15 protein-coding genes are annotated in these 15360 nt (G+C 55.5%); 8 read left to right on the plus strand and 7 right to left on the minus strand.

Features of this window, described 5'->3' with window-relative positions; all coding sequences use genetic code 11:
* Positions 1 to 72: 72 nt before the first annotated feature.
* Positions 73 to 1332: an NADP-dependent isocitrate dehydrogenase gene (icd, locus tag ABJT94_RS11255; RefSeq protein WP_348475242.1), complete on the minus strand. Its 1260-nt coding sequence runs from the start codon at positions 1330 to 1332 to the stop codon at positions 73 to 75.
* A gap of 152 nt (positions 1333 to 1484) precedes the next feature.
* Here icd and ABJT94_RS11260 point away from each other — a divergent pair, with 152 nt between their 5' ends.
* Positions 1485 to 2222 carry a pseudouridine synthase gene (locus ABJT94_RS11260; protein WP_348475241.1) on the plus strand — a complete coding sequence of 246 codons (738 nt, stop codon included), beginning with the start codon at positions 1485 to 1487 and terminating at the stop codon, positions 2220 to 2222.
* On the opposite strand, the gene fabV is transcribed toward ABJT94_RS11260, so the two are convergent.
* Positions 2116 to 3297 carry an enoyl-ACP reductase FabV gene (gene fabV / locus ABJT94_RS11265; protein ID WP_348475239.1) on the minus strand — a complete coding sequence of 394 codons (1182 nt, stop codon included), beginning with the start codon at positions 3295 to 3297 and terminating at the stop codon, positions 2116 to 2118. The two genes, ABJT94_RS11260 and fabV, sit on opposite strands and share 107 nt — an antisense overlap.
* 229 nt (positions 3298 to 3526) lie before the next feature.
* Between fabV and ABJT94_RS11270 the strand changes: the two genes are divergently transcribed.
* From ABJT94_RS11270 to ABJT94_RS11295, 6 genes are all read left to right on the plus strand, one after another.
* Positions 3527 to 3997 (plus strand): NUDIX hydrolase, encoded by a 471-nt coding sequence (locus ABJT94_RS11270; RefSeq protein ID WP_348475238.1) that lies wholly within the window; start codon positions 3527 to 3529, stop codon positions 3995 to 3997.
* Between the two features lie 4 nt (positions 3998 to 4001).
* Positions 4002 to 5093 (plus strand): tRNA 2-thiouridine(34) synthase MnmA, encoded by a 1092-nt coding sequence (gene mnmA, locus ABJT94_RS11275; RefSeq protein ID WP_348475237.1) that lies wholly within the window; start codon positions 4002 to 4004, stop codon positions 5091 to 5093.
* A 102-nt stretch (positions 5094 to 5195) separates the two neighbouring features.
* Positions 5196 to 5819 carry a high frequency lysogenization protein HflD gene (hflD, locus tag ABJT94_RS11280; protein ID WP_348475235.1) on the plus strand — a complete coding sequence of 208 codons (624 nt, stop codon included), beginning with the start codon at positions 5196 to 5198 and terminating at the stop codon, positions 5817 to 5819.
* A gap of 349 nt (positions 5820 to 6168) precedes the next feature.
* Entirely contained in the window at positions 6169 to 7545 is a 1377-nt protein-coding gene (gene purB / locus ABJT94_RS11285) for an adenylosuccinate lyase (protein WP_348475233.1), read from the plus strand.
* A gap of 120 nt (positions 7546 to 7665) precedes the next feature.
* A complete protein-coding gene (locus tag ABJT94_RS11290) occupies positions 7666 to 8790 on the plus strand; it encodes a cupin domain-containing protein (RefSeq protein WP_348475231.1) in 1125 nt (374 codons plus the stop codon).
* Between the two features lie 17 nt (positions 8791 to 8807).
* Positions 8808 to 9443: a lytic transglycosylase domain-containing protein gene (locus ABJT94_RS11295; protein WP_348475230.1), complete on the plus strand. Its 636-nt coding sequence runs from the start codon at positions 8808 to 8810 to the stop codon at positions 9441 to 9443.
* Positions 9444 to 9557: 114 nt separating this feature from the next.
* Here the strand turns inward: ABJT94_RS11295 and ABJT94_RS11300 are convergent, their stop codons facing one another.
* From ABJT94_RS11300 to htpG, 4 genes are all read right to left on the minus strand, one after another.
* Positions 9558 to 9791 (minus strand): hypothetical protein, encoded by a 234-nt coding sequence (locus ABJT94_RS11300; protein ID WP_348475228.1) that lies wholly within the window; start codon positions 9789 to 9791, stop codon positions 9558 to 9560.
* Between the two features lie 75 nt (positions 9792 to 9866).
* Complete coding sequence (locus ABJT94_RS11305; protein ID WP_348475227.1) at positions 9867 to 10346, minus strand: DUF6586 family protein; 480 nt, start codon at positions 10344 to 10346, stop codon at positions 9867 to 9869.
* Between the two features lie 3 nt (positions 10347 to 10349).
* The gene (locus ABJT94_RS11310; protein ID WP_348475226.1) at positions 10350 to 10910 is read right to left on the minus strand and encodes a YfaZ family outer membrane protein; all 561 of its coding nucleotides are present in this window, start codon (positions 10908 to 10910) and stop codon (positions 10350 to 10352) included.
* A 147-nt stretch (positions 10911 to 11057) separates the two neighbouring features.
* Complete coding sequence (gene htpG / locus ABJT94_RS11315) at positions 11058 to 12968, minus strand: molecular chaperone HtpG (RefSeq protein WP_348475224.1); 1911 nt, start codon at positions 12966 to 12968, stop codon at positions 11058 to 11060.
* Positions 12969 to 13188: 220 nt separating this feature from the next.
* Here htpG and ABJT94_RS11320 point away from each other — a divergent pair, with 220 nt between their 5' ends.
* A complete protein-coding gene (locus ABJT94_RS11320; protein ID WP_348475223.1) occupies positions 13189 to 14538 on the plus strand; it encodes an MFS transporter in 1350 nt (449 codons plus the stop codon).
* 42 nt (positions 14539 to 14580) lie between these two features.
* On the opposite strand, the gene ABJT94_RS11325 is transcribed toward ABJT94_RS11320, so the two are convergent.
* Entirely contained in the window at positions 14581 to 15312 is a 732-nt protein-coding gene (locus ABJT94_RS11325; RefSeq protein WP_348475221.1) for a DUF599 domain-containing protein, read from the minus strand.
* Between the last annotated feature and the right edge of the window lie 48 nt (positions 15313 to 15360).

Here is a 15360-nt window from a genome sequence, read left to right on the forward strand (position 1 = left end):
AAAGCCTGGCAATTGCCAGGCTTTTTTGGATGTGCAAGGTCTCGTTAAAGACCCCTCACCATCGTATTACGCTCAGTTATCCATCTGCTTGATGATTTCCTGCCCGAACTCGGAAGCCTTCACCAGGGTCGCACCGTCCATCAGACGCTCGAAATCGTAAGTTACGCGTTTGGAAGCAATGGCATCGGCCATGCCTTTCAGTACGAGATCAGCCGCTTCGATCCAGCCCATGTGACGCAGCATCATCTCGCCAGACAGAATCAGTGAACCCGGGTTAACCTTGTCCTGGCCAGCATACTTCGGCGCTGTACCGTGGGTGGCTTCAAACACGGCCACGTCGTCAGACAGGTTGGCTCCCGGTGCAATACCGATACCGCCTACTTCCGCCGCCAGGGCATCAGACAGGTAATCGCCATTCAAGTTCAATGTGGCTATAACGTCATAGTCGGCCGGACGCAACAGAATCTGTTGCAGCATGGCATCGGCGATAACATCTTTTACCACGATGTTCTTGCCTGTTTTGGGGTTCTTGAACTGCATCCAGGGGCCACCGTCGAGCAATTCTGCACCAAATTCTTCCTTGGCCAGCTCGTAACCCCAGTCTTTGAAGGCACCTTCGGTGAACTTCATGATGTTGCCCTTGTGAACCAGAGTCAGGCTGTCACGGTCGTTATCAACGGTGTACTGCAGTGCCTGACGCACCAGTCGCTTGGTGCCCTCTTCCGACACTGGCTTGACACCAATACCGCACATTTCAGGGAAGCGAATCTTGGTGACGCCCATTTCTTCGCGCAGGAACTTGATGACCTTCTCAGCTTCAGGGCTGCCTGCTTTCCATTCAACACCGGCATAGATGTCTTCGGAGTTTTCACGGAAGATCACCATGTCGACGTCGCCAGGGGCTTTTACCGGGCTAGGTACACCGGTAAACCACTGCACCGGACGCTGGCAAACAAACAAATCGAGTTCCTGGCGGATGGCAACGTTCAGTGAGCGAATACCGCCGCCTACAGGCGTGGTCAGCGGGCCTTTGATCCCCACTTTGAACTCACGGAAGGCATCCAGTGTTTCGGTAGGCAGCCAGGTATCTGCATCGTAGATGGTGGTGGCTTTTTCACCCGCGTAAACTTCCATCCAGCTGATTTTGCGCTCGCTGCCATACGCCTTGGCGACCGCAGCATCGATAACCGCCATCATCGGCGGTGTTACGTCTACGCCGATGCCATCGCCTTCGATGAACGGGATAATAGGGTTGTTGGGTACAGTCAGGGTACCTTTGGCGTCGACCGTGATTTTCTCGCCGGCCGGCACTTCAATTTTCTGATATCCCATGGTTCACTCCATCTGTGTATTATGGTTTCAACGGCGGCGGAGTATAACGGAATCGTTTGTCCACTTACAGCACCAACGGATGTGACTTTGGTACCATGCGTTGCACGCCGGGTTGCACGGATAACACCTCTAAAAGGCCCAGAACACTCGCAATGACCTCCTTAATCATGTTTAACAAACCCTTTCAGGTGCTATGTCAGTTTACCGACGAACGTTCCGGACTCCCCCGCAGCACCCTGGCCGATTTTATCCCGATTCCCGGGGTGTACGCTGCTGGTCGCCTGGATTTTGATTCCGAAGGCTTGCTGTTGCTCAGTGATGATGGTGCCGTGATACATCAATTGGCCCACCCAGCCAACAAGATTGAAAAAACCTACCTGGTTCAGGTGGAAGGCATACCCTCAGAAGCTGATCTCGCACTGTTGCGCCAGGGCGTAAAACTGAAAGACGGCATGACACAACCCGCACAGGTCACACTCATCGATGAGCCTGAAGCGTTATGGCCAAGACACCCCCCCATCAGAGAGCGCAAAGACATCCCGACCCAGTGGTTACAACTGGTCATCACCGAGGGACGAAACCGTCAGGTACGGCGGATGACCGCTCATATCGGCTACCCGACGCTAAGGCTGATTCGCTGGAAAATCGGTCATTGTGCGCTCGATGATTTGGCAAGTGGGGAGTTTCGGGAAATCGCGATAGGGTGCGTTTTAGATAACGGTATAAACGTCAAGGGTAAAAAAAGGCGCCCACCAGGCGCCTCATCTATAGGAGCTAAGGGGATTAAACGACCGGGTCAACGTCCTGGTCATAATCCACCTGGTCGTAGCCGAAGCCGAACAGGCGGAAAAACTCCCTCTGGTAACCCTCGAAGTCGGACAATTCGGTAAGGTTTTCCGTTGTTACCTGGTGCCACAATGTCTCAACCCGACTCTGCACTTCGTCGGTCAGCTCTTTCAGGTCCACACGCACCCGGCCATGTTCATCCAGCGTGAGCTCATCTTTCCCCGAGTAAAGCTCGCCCGTCAGCAGCGTATTGATCTGCTCAATGCAACCTTCGTGCGTGCCCTGCTCTTTCATCACCCGATACAGCAAAGAGATGTACAACGGCATGACCGGGATGGCAGAACTAGACTGAGTAACCAGTGCTTTCAGTACCGAGACACGTGCACTGCCACCTAGGCTGGATTTCAGTGAATGGTCAATGGCCGCCGCTGCGCGATCAAGGTCTTCCTTGGCGCGGCCAATGGTGGCTTCGCCGTATATAGGGAACGTGAGCTCGCGGCCGATGTAGGTGTAGGCTGTTGTCTTGGCACCCTCGGCCAATACATCGGCGTCAGCCAGTGCTTTTAGCCACAATTCCCAGTCCTGCCCGCCCATCACCTTGATGGTATTGGCGATTTCATCGTCATTCGCCGGTTCCAGAGTGACCTCGGACACCTCCCGGGTATCGGTATTCAAACTCTTGCGGGTCACCGCCTCGCCGATTGGCTTCAAGGTCGACATATAGACGTCGCCGGTATCGGGGTCTTTGCGACGCGGAGAGGCCAGGCTGTAGACCACCAGGTCCACCTTGCCCATTGACGCCTTGATTTCTTCGATCACTTCTGCCTTGCATTCGTGACTGAACGCATCGGCATTGAAGGTTATAGCGTATAATCCCGCCTCGGTTGCAGCTTTCTCGTAGGCTCGGGTGTTGTACCAACCCGCCGAGGCAGTGCGACGCTCAGTCGGTTCTTTTTCGAACATGACCCCCAGAGTATTGGCCTTGAAGCCAAAGCCAGAGACAATGCGCGACGCCAGGCCATAGCCAGTTGAAGAGCCAATCACCAACACGTTTTTGGGGCCTTCTGCAGCAGGCGGATGGGCTTTTACATAGTCGATCTGCTCCTGAACGTGCAGAGCACAGCCCGTTGGGTGTGCGGTGGTGCAAATAAAACCACGTACCTTGGGTTTGATGATCATGCCGGGTTCCTTAATCTCGGTTCGCGTATGAGCGCAGCAGACGTCAGTGTAACGCTCTTGTTATGATTCATTTTACGTCCAGTAGGCTGCCAACGCTCTGGTTTGAATGCAAAAGACTTGTGACGGATACGAACAGTGTCCAGATGCTAAAGCGTACCCTGTTCCTGTTCGTTGCAACACCGCGGCGCAAACGAACGGCTTCATTTACACTGCCGCTACAGGAGACAACATGGCTGCAGCACCTGAAATGCCCCATCTCACAACAGCCGTTATTGTAGAAGAAAACCAGCGCATATTGATGGTCAATGAAAATGATAACGGTATAAATGGATGGAACCAGCCTGCCGGTCATGTCGAACCGGGAGAGTCTCTTCTGGATGCCGCGCGCCGGGAAACGCTGGAAGAGACCCAGTACCAGGTGCGTCTGACCGGACTGGTTGGCATCTATCAATCCGTGCACCCCACCACCGGCATTCATTATTTGCGCGTTTGCTTCACAGCCGATCAGCCCGAATGGGTTGAAAACAGCCCGCGTGACACCGATATTCTGGCCGTAGACTGGCTGTCTGTGGAACAGCTGCTTGCTGGTCACTACCCGCTGCGCAGCGCACTGGTCAGCCAGGCACTGGCCGATTATCAGGCCGGACAGCGGTATCCTCTGTCACTCATTCACCCCATGATTGCCCCCGGGAGCCTTTAACCCCATGACTTCAGCTGCCTCAACCAAAGTCATCGTCGGTATGTCCGGCGGTGTCGATTCTTCTGTAACGGCAGCATTGCTGCTGGAGGCCGGTTACCAGGTCGAAGGCCTGTTCATGAAAAACTGGGATGAAGACGACGGCACTGAATACTGCACAGCAAAGGAAGACCTTGCGGATGCCCAAGCCGTCAGCGACCGGCTGGGCATTCACCTGCACAAGGCTAATTTTGCGGCGGAGTATTGGGATCACGTATTTGAACATTTTCTGGAAGAATACCAGGCTGGAAGAACCCCCAACCCGGATATCCTGTGCAACCGGGAGATCAAGTTCAAAGCTTTTCTCGACTACGCCCTGACGCTCGGAGCCGACAAAATCGCCACGGGGCACTACACCCGAACCCGAACCACAGACCAGGGCACCCAACTGCTGCGCGGCCTGGATACCAATAAAGACCAGTCCTATTTCCTGCATGCTGTCGGCCACGAAGAATTTGCGAAAACCCTGTTTCCGGTCGGTGAGCTGGAAAAACCGGAAGTACGCCGTATTGCCGAAAAGTACCAGCTGGCGACAGCCCGCAAGAAAGACAGCACCGGCATTTGTTTTATTGGCGAGCGCCGCTTCAGTGACTTTCTGAAGCAATACTTGCCCGCCCGCCCGGGAACGATAGAAACCGACAGCGGCGAGGTAATCGGAGAACACCAGGGGCTGATGTACTACACCATCGGCCAGCGGCAGGGGCTGGGCATCGGCGGTACCCGCAACCACCCCGAAGCCCCCTGGTTTGTCGCAGCCAAAGACCTGGAACGGAACGTATTGACCGTGGTGCAGGGAACGGACAACCCAGCGCTCTTCACTCAGCAACTGGCCCTGCCTTCGGTCTATTGGGTGGCCGGTGAAGCCCCTGCACTGCCAGCCAGACTGATGTGCAAGCACCGTTACCGGCAACCCGACCAGGCCTGTCAGATTACCGCAACCGACAACGGCTACCGGGTTGAGTTTGAACAACCACAGCGGGCCATTACCCCCGGACAATCTGCCGTTTTCTACGATGGCGAAGTCTGCCTCGGTGGTGGTGTTATCGAGCGCACCTGGTGAAGTACCACGGCTGAACCCCGGGATTAGGTATCGCCCAATAAGACATATTCAACATTAACAATGCTACTCAACCCTTTGATATAAAAAGCATTAAGGAAGTTAATGAATCAGTTTAGCAATCAGGTTCTGGCACTGTCTGGCGTATTCCAGTCCGCTCTGATGGTCGAGCAGCTGGCACGCCAGGGCAGCCTGGAGCGCCCTCGACTTGAGCAGAGTATTCGCACCGTGCTTAACCTGAATCCGAGCTCGGTTGAAGAGGTCTATGGTGGCATTGTAGGCGTGAAAACCGGGCTTGAGGGGCTTAAGGAAGTGCTGGCAAAGCGTGGCAAGGGTATGTCACCGGATGTACTGCGCTATGCCATGGGCATTTTGCATGCCCAAAAAAAGCTCACGGCACGGGATGACTTGATGGAGGCGCTCAGCCAGCACCTGACGCGGGCGGTTGATCAGTGCGCTTATTTCGATGATGCCCTGCATGAATCGGTCATTGCCGCCGTCGCCAACAGCTACCAGCAAAGCGTCAGCAAACTGGATTTTCGCATCCGGGTTATGGGCAACCCTTCCTACCTGCAGAACCCGAACATCGCCGAACAGGTTCGCACGGCTCTGCTGTTTGGCATACGCAGCGCCCACTTGTGGCATCAACTGGGCGGCCGCCGCTGGCATATCGTGGTGAAGCGCTCAAAACTGCATGATACCGCTGAGCAGCTGCTTGCCAGAATTTAGACAAACCATTCGGCATCTTTAAGTGTTTGTTTCGGAGTTAGCAACAGAAGAGCGATGGGTGGCAGGGCTGCTTCTGCGGGGGTATCTGAGGCATGGACTAAATCGCCGGGAGCGTTTTAGCATGAGCGAAGCGAGCTCGTAGGGTGAATCCCATGGATGGGATTCATATCCCGAAGTTAAGCCTACATGGAAGTATTCACAGCGCCCCCGCAGGAGCAGCCCTGCCACCCGTCGAGGCCTCGAGGCGATGCAGCCAGCCCGAGCATTCGCGCCCGAAGCATTGGCCTGTCTGGCGGCTGACCGGTATAATCGCCCGCCTTCACGCATGCACTGACGGGAACCTGGCACCATGGAATTAAATGCGCTCACCGCGATCTCCCCAATAGATGGCCGATATGGCTCCAAAACCGAAGCGTTTCGGTCTGTTTTCAGCGAATATGGCCTGATCAAAGCCCGGGTCACGGTCGAAGTGCGCTGGCTGCAGCAACTGGCCAGTCACGCTGACATTGCCGAGCTGGCGCCTTTTTCAGACGAAGCCAATGCCTTTCTGGATGCCATCATAGATCAGTTCTCACTGGCCGATGCCGAAGCCATCAAAGCCATTGAGCGCACCACCAACCACGATGTCAAAGCGATCGAGTATTTCCTGAAAACTCGCTTAAGTGAGCTGGACGAACTTAGCCAGGTGACTGAATTTGTTCACTTTGCCTGCACCTCGGAAGACATCAATAACCTGTCACATGCACTGATGCTGAAAACCGGCATTGTCGACGTACTGCTGCCGCAGATGCGCACGATTCGTGACGACATTGCTGCCCTGGCAAAAAAACACGCCGACCAGCCCATGCTCAGCCGCACACATGGCCAGACTGCCTCACCCACCACCCTGGGCAAGGAAATGGCGAACGTTGCCTACCGCCTGGATCGTCAGATCCGCCAGGTCGAGTCAGTAGAATACCTGGGGAAAATCAATGGGGCCGTTGGCAATTACAATGCCCATCTGTCGGCCTATCCGGACATCGACTGGGTCGCCAACGCCGATACCTTTATCCAGTCACTGGGCCTGACACTCAACCCCTATACCACCCAGATCGAACCACACGATTACATGGCGGAACTCTTTGATGCCATCGCCCGCTATAACACAATCCTGATCGATTTCGACCGGGACATCTGGGGTTATATTTCACTGGGGTACTTCAAGCAGCGCACCATCGCCGGTGAAGTCGGCAGTTCGACCATGCCGCACAAGGTCAACCCGATCGATTTCGAGAACTCAGAAGGCAACCTGGGCCTGGCCAATGCGATTCTGGCGCACCTGACGGCCAAATTGCCGATTTCCCGCTGGCAGCGAGACCTGACCGACTCTACCGTACTGCGCTCAATGGGTGTCGGCCTGGCGCACAGCCTTATCGCCTACCAGGCCACTCAAAAAGGCATCAGAAAACTGGAAGCCAACCCGGATCGACTGAACCAGGATCTTAACCAGGCCTGGGAAGTCATGGCTGAGGCTATTCAGACGGTTATGCGTCGTTACGGCATTGAAGAGCCCTATGAAAAGCTGAAAGCCTTTACCCGCGGCAAGGCCATTACCGAGCCCATGATGCAAGATTTCGTGAACCAGCTCGACTTGCCTAAAAGCGCCAAAGAAGCCTTGCTGGCACTGACCCCGGCCACATATCTGGGCAATGCTGCCGAGCAGGCCAAAAGCATCGACTCACTCTGATGCCCCACCGGTCGGGCAGACGACAATCTGCCCGACTCACCCGCCTTGTACTATCGCTGGTTTGCTGCAAAACTGACTGTGCAGTTGCTGCTCCATACTACTCCGACTCAGGTAACCCTCATGGATATGCTCGGCGGCCTCAGTGGCCAGGAATTTCTGAGCCAGTACTGGCAAAAGACTCCCTACCTGGTACGCCAGGCCTTCCCCGATGGCCTGCCCGGCATCAGTGGCGATGAGCTGGCTGGCCTGGCTACCGAACCGGACGTGGAATCACGCCTGGTAACAGCCAACGACTGGACATTGCGCCACGGTCCCTTCTTCGAAGATGATTTCTCCCAACTGCCGGAAAAAGACTGGACGCTGCTGGTTCAGGCCGTCGATCACTGGGTGCCCGAAATAGCGGCGCTGTTTGATGCCTTCAGTTTCATACCCGCCTGGCGTATGGATGACATTATGATTTCCTATGCCGTCCCCGGCGGCGGTGTCGGGCCGCATTTTGATCACTACGATGTGTTTTTAATTCAAGTTGAAGGAGAGCGGGAATGGCGCATCGGCCAATCCTGTACCGAAGCCGATGATCGCCGTGACGATACCGATTTGAGCATACTCGCCCACTTCGACGAACAGGAGCGCTGGGTTCTGAAACCGGGCGATATGCTCTACGTGCCGCCGGGAATCGCACACTGGGGAGAAGCCCTGAGCAAAGACTGCATCACCTACTCCATTGGCTTTCGCGCACCCAGCCAGGCTGAAACACTGGTAGACTTTGCCCAGTTCCTGGCCAATACCAGTTCGGATTTTGACCGCTACCAGGACGCAGATCTGGACGCCCGCGACGACAGCCACCGCATTACCAGCGCCGATATAGACCGCATTCAGACCATGCTGCAAAGCCTGGTACAAGACCGTGAGGCCATGGCGCGATGGTTCGGCAGCTACATGACCCAGCCCAAATACGGTGACGCCCCGCTTGAAGAGCCCTCACTGAGCAAGGCTGATATCGCCCGCCAGTTACAACGGCAACCACTGATCCGCAATGCCGCGGTCAGGCTCGCCTATCAACCCGGAATGCTCTTTGTGGATGGCGAAGCCATAGAAACCGACCTGCCCGCCGATGGGTTACGCTGGCTGTGCGAGCAAAAATGCATCAGCGCATCGGATCTTGGCAGCCAGGACAATGCGGTTCGGTTGTCTATACTGACATCACTGGTCGGCCACGACGCCTTCTTTTTCGACGACGAATAACGCGGGAGCAGTAACCCTTGCGTCAAACCAGAGTGAACGCACTGATCGTGCGCCCTACTGTCTTGCCAAACGGCTGGCTCCTGAAGCTGATTATCTGTTGGCTGACAACATTACCTGCCGCCGCAGCCGATCTGTACATCTACCTGACGCCTTCCGGCGAACGCGTAGTAACCAACCGTCCAGTAACCTTGCCCGGTTACGTTCTGGAACACAGTGGTTTGAATGCGCGCCATGCCGGTCAGCGGCTCAGAGACCCGGATGGACTTCGGGGCCGGGCCGAGATCGAACAACACATCAACACGGCCGCCAGTCAGTACCAGCTGGATGCGAATCTCATTCGTGCGGTTATCCGGCAGGAATCCAATTTTCAGGTCAATGCGCGGTCGCACAAAGGTGCCATGGGCCTGATGCAGTTGATGCCGGCAACAGCAGCCCAGTATCGGGTGCGCAACATCACCGACCCGAGAGAGAACATTCACGCCGGTGCCGCCCACCTCAAGTATCTGATGCAACGCTATCGCGATCTTGATCTGGCACTGGCGGCCTACAATGCCGGGGAAACCGCCGTGGCCCGCTACCAGGGCATTCCCCCCTACCCTGAAACTGAACAGTACGTAGCCGCGGTCAAGCGCTGGTATCGAGAATACCAGTAGCGGGTGAACGTGAGAAAGGAACCCAGGAGGGTATTACATAAGGGTCTAACAGGAGGGTGCAGCACACCAGCGCTAACGGAAACGGCCGCCCATTACCGCCCTGTACGGGTTTGGTTAGTGGACGATCATCTCGTCGTCGTCCATGTCTTCGGTCTCTTCGCCAGATTCTATTTCCGTTGCCACCTGCACGCCGGCTGAAATCATGGCGCGGGCAACATCCAGGCGCTGCTCTTTCAGGCGCTCCTTGGCTTCATCCGAAAAGCGGATGACCAGCAACGGATCGTCATTGGAATCGGCCCGGCGCAATGCCACTTCGCCGTTAGCCAGCTCGATAATTTCCCAGTACATATGGCCCTTAGTTTCAACTTTAGGCAGAACCCGATTTCGGCCGCTACGGCTCGCGGGGTCAGCCAAACCGGTTCGTTAACTGTGGTCGCCTTGAGCTCTCACATCATCGACCCATTGTTGCAGCTCATTCAGAATTCTGCGGTAATGATTTGTAGGTTCTTGGTTATCGTCAGAGACCAGCGCAATGCGGTTTGGGTCGGCTTTTTTGACGCCTTCCGGTATCACACCTGTCGACCAATGGGTCAGATTGCGATGCAGTTGTTGCATCCAGTGACCGGACTGCCCGAGGCCTGCTTGCACCGCATTCAGCTCCCAGGCATCAGGGCGTCTTTCACGCCAGGCGTCCAACAGGTCACTCAGGGGTGTCTCCGGCGCCAGTGACACGCCGTAAGACTCAGCCACTTCACACAGAGCCGCGAGCCACGCTCTGTGAGCCAACACTTCAAATGAAGACGCGCAGGCCTGACGTTGCGCCGGCACCGCCTCCTGCTCAGCCAGCACCAGCATGAGCCTGGCCTGGTAAAGCAAGGCGTTGGTCAGACCGCGACGGTTCATGGCTCAGTAGTTCATCCGGAAACCGAGGTTGAAAGTGTTGTCTATTCGGCTTGGGCCACCAGTTGTGTCGTAATAGTAACCGGCGATGTCATGCCAGCCTACAAAGACGCGCGCCTGAGGCAGCACTTTGTAGGTAACCCGCGCGATGACCTCCTGGAAGGCAACCACATCTCCAAAACTGAGAATGTCGGGTGCGTAATACAGCTGTGCTTCGGTACCCAGGCCATTCATAAAATCGGGTTGCCAGCGCAAAAAGCCACCGACACCCAGAGCAAAACCCGGTTCACCGGCATCGAACAAAAAGCCTTTAAAGCCGATGCCGCCAATGAGTTCACGATTCGCCATGGTGGCATCGACCGCATTAAAACCGGCACTGAATGCATAAGCCTGATTGTCTTCGCTGTAGGCAAGGCCGGTGGTGATGTGTGCACCAGAGCCTACCCGGACTGCCTCATGTTCTAGCCTGACCGAGGTATTGGACAAAGCGATGTCCAGCGAACCACCCGCCTGGGCGGCCAATGGCATCAGTACGGCACAGGCTGCGAGCCAGTTCTTGAAGATCATTTCGTTACTCCAGAATTGAAATTAACCGGCATTGTACTGAATTCTACCGGTGCCGACACCAAGCAACGGGCCACACTGTGGCCCGTTGCGGGTTTTGGACTCATAAATTGAATCCTTAGCCGGCCTTTTGGGGATAAGGCGCATCGCCTAGCGGGAAAGATCCAGCAGCAGCTTGTTCAATCGACCTACAAACCCGGCAGCATCCTTGGGGTGAGAGCCTTCGGCCAGTCGTGCCTGCTCAAGCAGAATGTTGGCCAGATCGGCAAAGCGGTCTTCGCTGGCTTCCTGTTCAAGCCGCTGAACCAGCGGATGTTCCGGATTCAGCTCGAAAATCGGTTTGGTTTCTGGCACGGCCTGACCGGCAGCTTCCATGATACGGCGCATCTGGGCACCCATGTCGTTATCACCTACTACGATGCAAGCTGGTGATTCAACCAACCGGTGCGTCATGCGAACCTCTTCCACATCGTCGGCAAGCAGTGTTTTCAGACGCTCAAGAAGCGGCTTGTGATCGTCGTTGGCTTTTTGCTGTGCTTCTTTTTCTTCTTCGGTTTCGACACCGCTCAGATCAAGTCCACCGCGCGCAACATCGACCAGCGACTTGCCGTCGAATTCACGCAGGTAACCCATGAGCCACTCGTCGATCCGGTCGCTCATCAGCAGCACTTCGATGCCTTTCTTGCGGAACACTTCCAGGTGTGGACTGTTCCAGGCGGTCTGGTGACTGTCGGCGGCCACGTAATAGATTTTATCCTGCCCTTCCTGCATCCGGCTGACATAGTCGTCCAGCGACTGAGTCTGGGCGGCTTCGCCGGTATGGGTCGTGGCAAAGCGCAACAACTTGGCAATCTTGTCGTTGTTGGCGGCGTCTTCCGCCGGCCCTTCCTTCAATACCTGGCCAAATTCGTCCCAGAAAGTCTGATAGCCTTCGGGGTCTTTCTTGGCCAGTTTGGCCAGCATATCCAAAACCCGCTTGGTCAGCGCCGAGCGCATGCTGTCGATGGCGTCATCGCTCTGCAAAATTTCACGGCTGACGTTCAGCGGCAGATCGTTGGAGTCGACAATCCCCTTGGCAAAGCGCAGATACATCGGCAGAAACTGCTCAACGTCATCCATGATGAAAACGCGCTGCACATACAGCTTGAGTCCACGAATTCGCTCGCGATTCCAGATGTCATAGGGGGCTTTTTTCGGAATATACAGCAGGCTGGTATAATCCAGCTTGCCCTCAACTTTATTATGGCTCCAGCTTAACGGATCGCCAAAATCGTGCGAAATGTGGCGGTATAGCTCCTTGTATTCATCGTCGGAGATCTCACTGCGGGGCCGGGTCCACAGCGCCTTGGCACTGTTTACTGTTTCCCACTCGATCGTTTTCTCTTCGGCGTTTTCGCCGTCTTCTGATTCATAATTTTCTTTCAGCATCTGTACCGGAATGGCGATGTGATCCGAGTATTTGCGGATCAGGTTGCGCAGACGCCAGCCATCAGCAAACTCGGTTTCTTCCGGTTTGAGGTGCAACACAATGCGAGTGCCCCGTTGCGGCAGTGTTACGTCGGCCAGACTGAACTCACCCTCGCCTTCACTGCGCCAGTGGATACCAGCTTCGGCCGGAGTGCCCGCGCGTCGGGTATAGACATCAACAGCACTGGCAACGATGAACGACGAGTAGAACCCTACCCCAAACTGCCCAATCAGCTGACTGTCCTTACGCTCGTCACCGGTCAGATTCTTCAGAAAGTCAGCCGTGCCGGACTTGGCGATGGTGCCCAGATTGGCGATGACGTCGTCACGGGACATACCAATGCCGTTGTCGGTCAGCGTAACCGTGCCGGCTTCTTTGTCGTACTCGACCCGAATAGTCAGGTCACTGTCTTCAGCAAGCAGAGCATCATCCTTCAACGCCTGGAAGCGCAACTTGTCGCAGGCATCGGATGCATTGGAGATCAGCTCGCGCAGGAATATCTCCTTGTTGGAGTACAGGGAGTGGATCATCAAATGCAGAAGTTGCTTGACTTCTGTCTGAAAACTGAGCGTTTCTTGTTGGGTTTCAGACATGGAATTCACCTCAAATCAAAGACTTAGACAATGGTTCCCTCTATTTATGGGCCTTGTGATGCATTTCAAGCGCTGCCCCTATCATTTACCACCCCGGACTTTCCTCACCGCCAGCACTGGTGCACACTTGAACCTGAAACCGGCAGGTTCGCTGGCGTTCCCAATCATACCCATCGAGCCTGTGACAACCGCCTGTCCATAACAAGGAAGCAACTCCAGGATGTCGACACCCACTCCCCACGCTCCGGTTCGCAAGCGCGAGATCTTTGGCTGGGCCATGTATGACTTCGCCAACAGCAGCTACACCACGGTCGTAGTCAGCTTTATCTACAGTGCTTTTTTCATCTCCTACATTGTTCCGCCCGAACTCGACCATTTGAAGAACACTTTCTGGGCAGCCAGCGTGGCCATTTCGACGGGGCTGGCTATCGTTCTGGCACCTCTGGTGGGCGTTATTTGCGACTACAGCGGCCGCAAGAAGCGGTACCTGGCCTGGTGCACCTGGGTGTCGGTACTGGCGACCGGCGGTTTGTATTTCGTGGAGCCCGGGTCAGTCTGGCTCGGCATGGCGTTTCTTATTTGCAGCAACACCGCCTGGATGCTGTCAGAGACCTTCATTGCCAGTTTTCTGACCGAACTGGCAAACAAGGACAACATGGGGCGGATCTCCGGCATAGGCTGGGGTATCGGTTATATTGGAGGGTTGTTGAGCCTGCTGATCATCATCGTAGTGGTTACCGAAAGCGCCAGCTCAAATCTCTCGCTTTATATCGACCAGAACCAGTTGGCCATGGTCGTCGTTGCGCTTTTCTACGGGCTAGGCGCCCTTCCTACATTCCTGTTCGTCAAAGAACGGGCTGAGCCCATGCCCGAGTTCGAGCACGCCCGCTTTTCGGTGCTGCTGAAAGCCGCGGGGGCACGGTTACTCGCAATGCGCAGCATTATTGCCGATTACCCGGTCCTGTTTCGCTTTTTCATCGCGTTTATGGTGTACATGGCCGGGGTATCGGTTGTGGTTAAATTCTTCGGAATCTACGCTCAGGAAGAAATAGGCATTCGCGGCACCCAGTTACTGATCATCGGCGCTACGCTGCAGATCGCCTCTATGATTGGCGCTATCGGGTTCGGCTTTATTGAAGACACACTTGGCTCCAAGAACACCCTGTTGTTAACCCTGGGATGGTGGCTAATGGGCCTATTGGGCATCTATTATCTGGATGTGCTTGTCGCACTGACCGGGATGACGGTCTCTACCCTGTTTGTGGTGGTCGCCTTTGTGGCAGGCAGTGCCATGGGGGCTACACAGAGCGCCAGCCGGGCCGTGGTCGGTTTACTGGCGAACCCGAAAGACTCTGCCTTACTGTTCGGTTTGTGGGGCACTTTCGGGCGCTTTGCCATCATTATCGGCATGACCTTCGGCCCCATTTCCGACGCCGTTGGCCGGCACCAGGCCCTATTAGTGATCATGCTCTATTTCATAGCCGGAGGCATCCTGCTGTTGCGCATCCCCCTGCGTCAGGCGATTCAGGATCAACGATCAATGCCTGCCGGCGCGGAACCCGGCGTATAAAATCGATTGGGGCTGGCTCTCGTTAAACGAGGGCCAGCCCGGTCAATCCTCCACATTCCTGCCCAGGCCTATGTCTTGCTTTGGGTCCAGGCCACGAGCCCTTACCAGCTCCTTAAGCGTTGTACTGCGAAATTCCCGCCGATACAAGACGCCGATGATCACACTGGTCAGCACCACGAACCAGAGTGGCCCCAGGAACCACCCGACGACGGCGAGGCTGAAATAAACCGCCCGCAAACCCAGATTGAACTGCTTGCCCGCCAGATCCATTACCTTGGCGGTGTGAACGGAAAAGTCTTTCTTGACGGAATCAGCGATGCTCTCGCTCGGGGTCGGTGCCGACCCAATCATCACCGACAGAAAACCAAATTGCCGCATACTCCAGGTAAAGCTGAGAAAAGCGTACACGTAAATCGCCACCAGCACGCCCACCTTGGCTTCCCACAGCGCCTTGGTCCCGGGCTGTACAAAGGAGATGTCGTTCAGCAGTCTAACTACCTGTTCCGAGGCGGCCAGCACGGTAATCAGACCCGCCACCACAAACAGGCAACTGGAGGCAAAGAACGCAGAGTTGCGCTCCAGATTACCCACTGCAGACATATCAGCCACCCGGTTCTCACGGCGTAACAGCCGATGCATCCAGTCCACCCGAAAATGATGCATGATCGACGATAAACTGTGTCTGCGTTTGGCCTCGCGGGATGCATAGCGGGTATAGACCACCCAACTGGTGAAAAACACCAGCAACGCCAGCCAATCAAAGAGATGTAACATGTCCTGCCTATCCTTAAATGTCGTGTCCTGTGTATCGGCAGAGTCTAG

This window comes from Saccharospirillum sp. (genome assembly GCF_039982735.1).
GTDB lineage: Bacteria > Pseudomonadota > Gammaproteobacteria > Pseudomonadales > Natronospirillaceae > Saccharospirillum.

Bases quoted from the DNA above. Each gene is read 5' to 3' on its own strand.
- icd (WP_348475242.1), bottom strand. From the start codon at position 1,332: ATGGGATATCAGAAAATTGAAGTGCCGGCCGGCGAGAAAATCACGGTC.
- ABJT94_RS11260 (WP_348475241.1), top strand. From the start codon at position 1,485: ATGACCTCCTTAATCATGTTTAACAAACCCTTTCAGGTGCTATGTCAG.
- fabV (WP_348475239.1), bottom strand. From the start codon at position 3,297: ATGATCATCAAACCCAAGGTACGTGGTTTTATTTGCACCACCGCACAC.
- ABJT94_RS11270 (WP_348475238.1), top strand. From the start codon at position 3,527: ATGGCTGCAGCACCTGAAATGCCCCATCTCACAACAGCCGTTATTGTA.
- mnmA (WP_348475237.1), top strand. From the start codon at position 4,002: ATGACTTCAGCTGCCTCAACCAAAGTCATCGTCGGTATGTCCGGCGGT.
- hflD (WP_348475235.1), top strand. From the start codon at position 5,196: ATGAATCAGTTTAGCAATCAGGTTCTGGCACTGTCTGGCGTATTCCAG.
- purB (WP_348475233.1), top strand. From the start codon at position 6,169: ATGGAATTAAATGCGCTCACCGCGATCTCCCCAATAGATGGCCGATAT.
- ABJT94_RS11290 (WP_348475231.1), top strand. From the start codon at position 7,666: ATGGATATGCTCGGCGGCCTCAGTGGCCAGGAATTTCTGAGCCAGTAC.
- ABJT94_RS11300 (WP_348475228.1), bottom strand. From the start codon at position 9,791: ATGTACTGGGAAATTATCGAGCTGGCTAACGGCGAAGTGGCATTGCGC.
- ABJT94_RS11305 (WP_348475227.1), bottom strand. From the start codon at position 10,346: ATGAACCGTCGCGGTCTGACCAACGCCTTGCTTTACCAGGCCAGGCTC.
- ABJT94_RS11310 (WP_348475226.1), bottom strand. From the start codon at position 10,910: ATGATCTTCAAGAACTGGCTCGCAGCCTGTGCCGTACTGATGCCATTG.
- htpG (WP_348475224.1), bottom strand. From the start codon at position 12,968: ATGTCTGAAACCCAACAAGAAACGCTCAGTTTTCAGACAGAAGTCAAG.
- ABJT94_RS11320 (WP_348475223.1), top strand. From the start codon at position 13,189: ATGTCGACACCCACTCCCCACGCTCCGGTTCGCAAGCGCGAGATCTTT.
- ABJT94_RS11325 (WP_348475221.1), bottom strand. From the start codon at position 15,312: ATGTTACATCTCTTTGATTGGCTGGCGTTGCTGGTGTTTTTCACCAGT.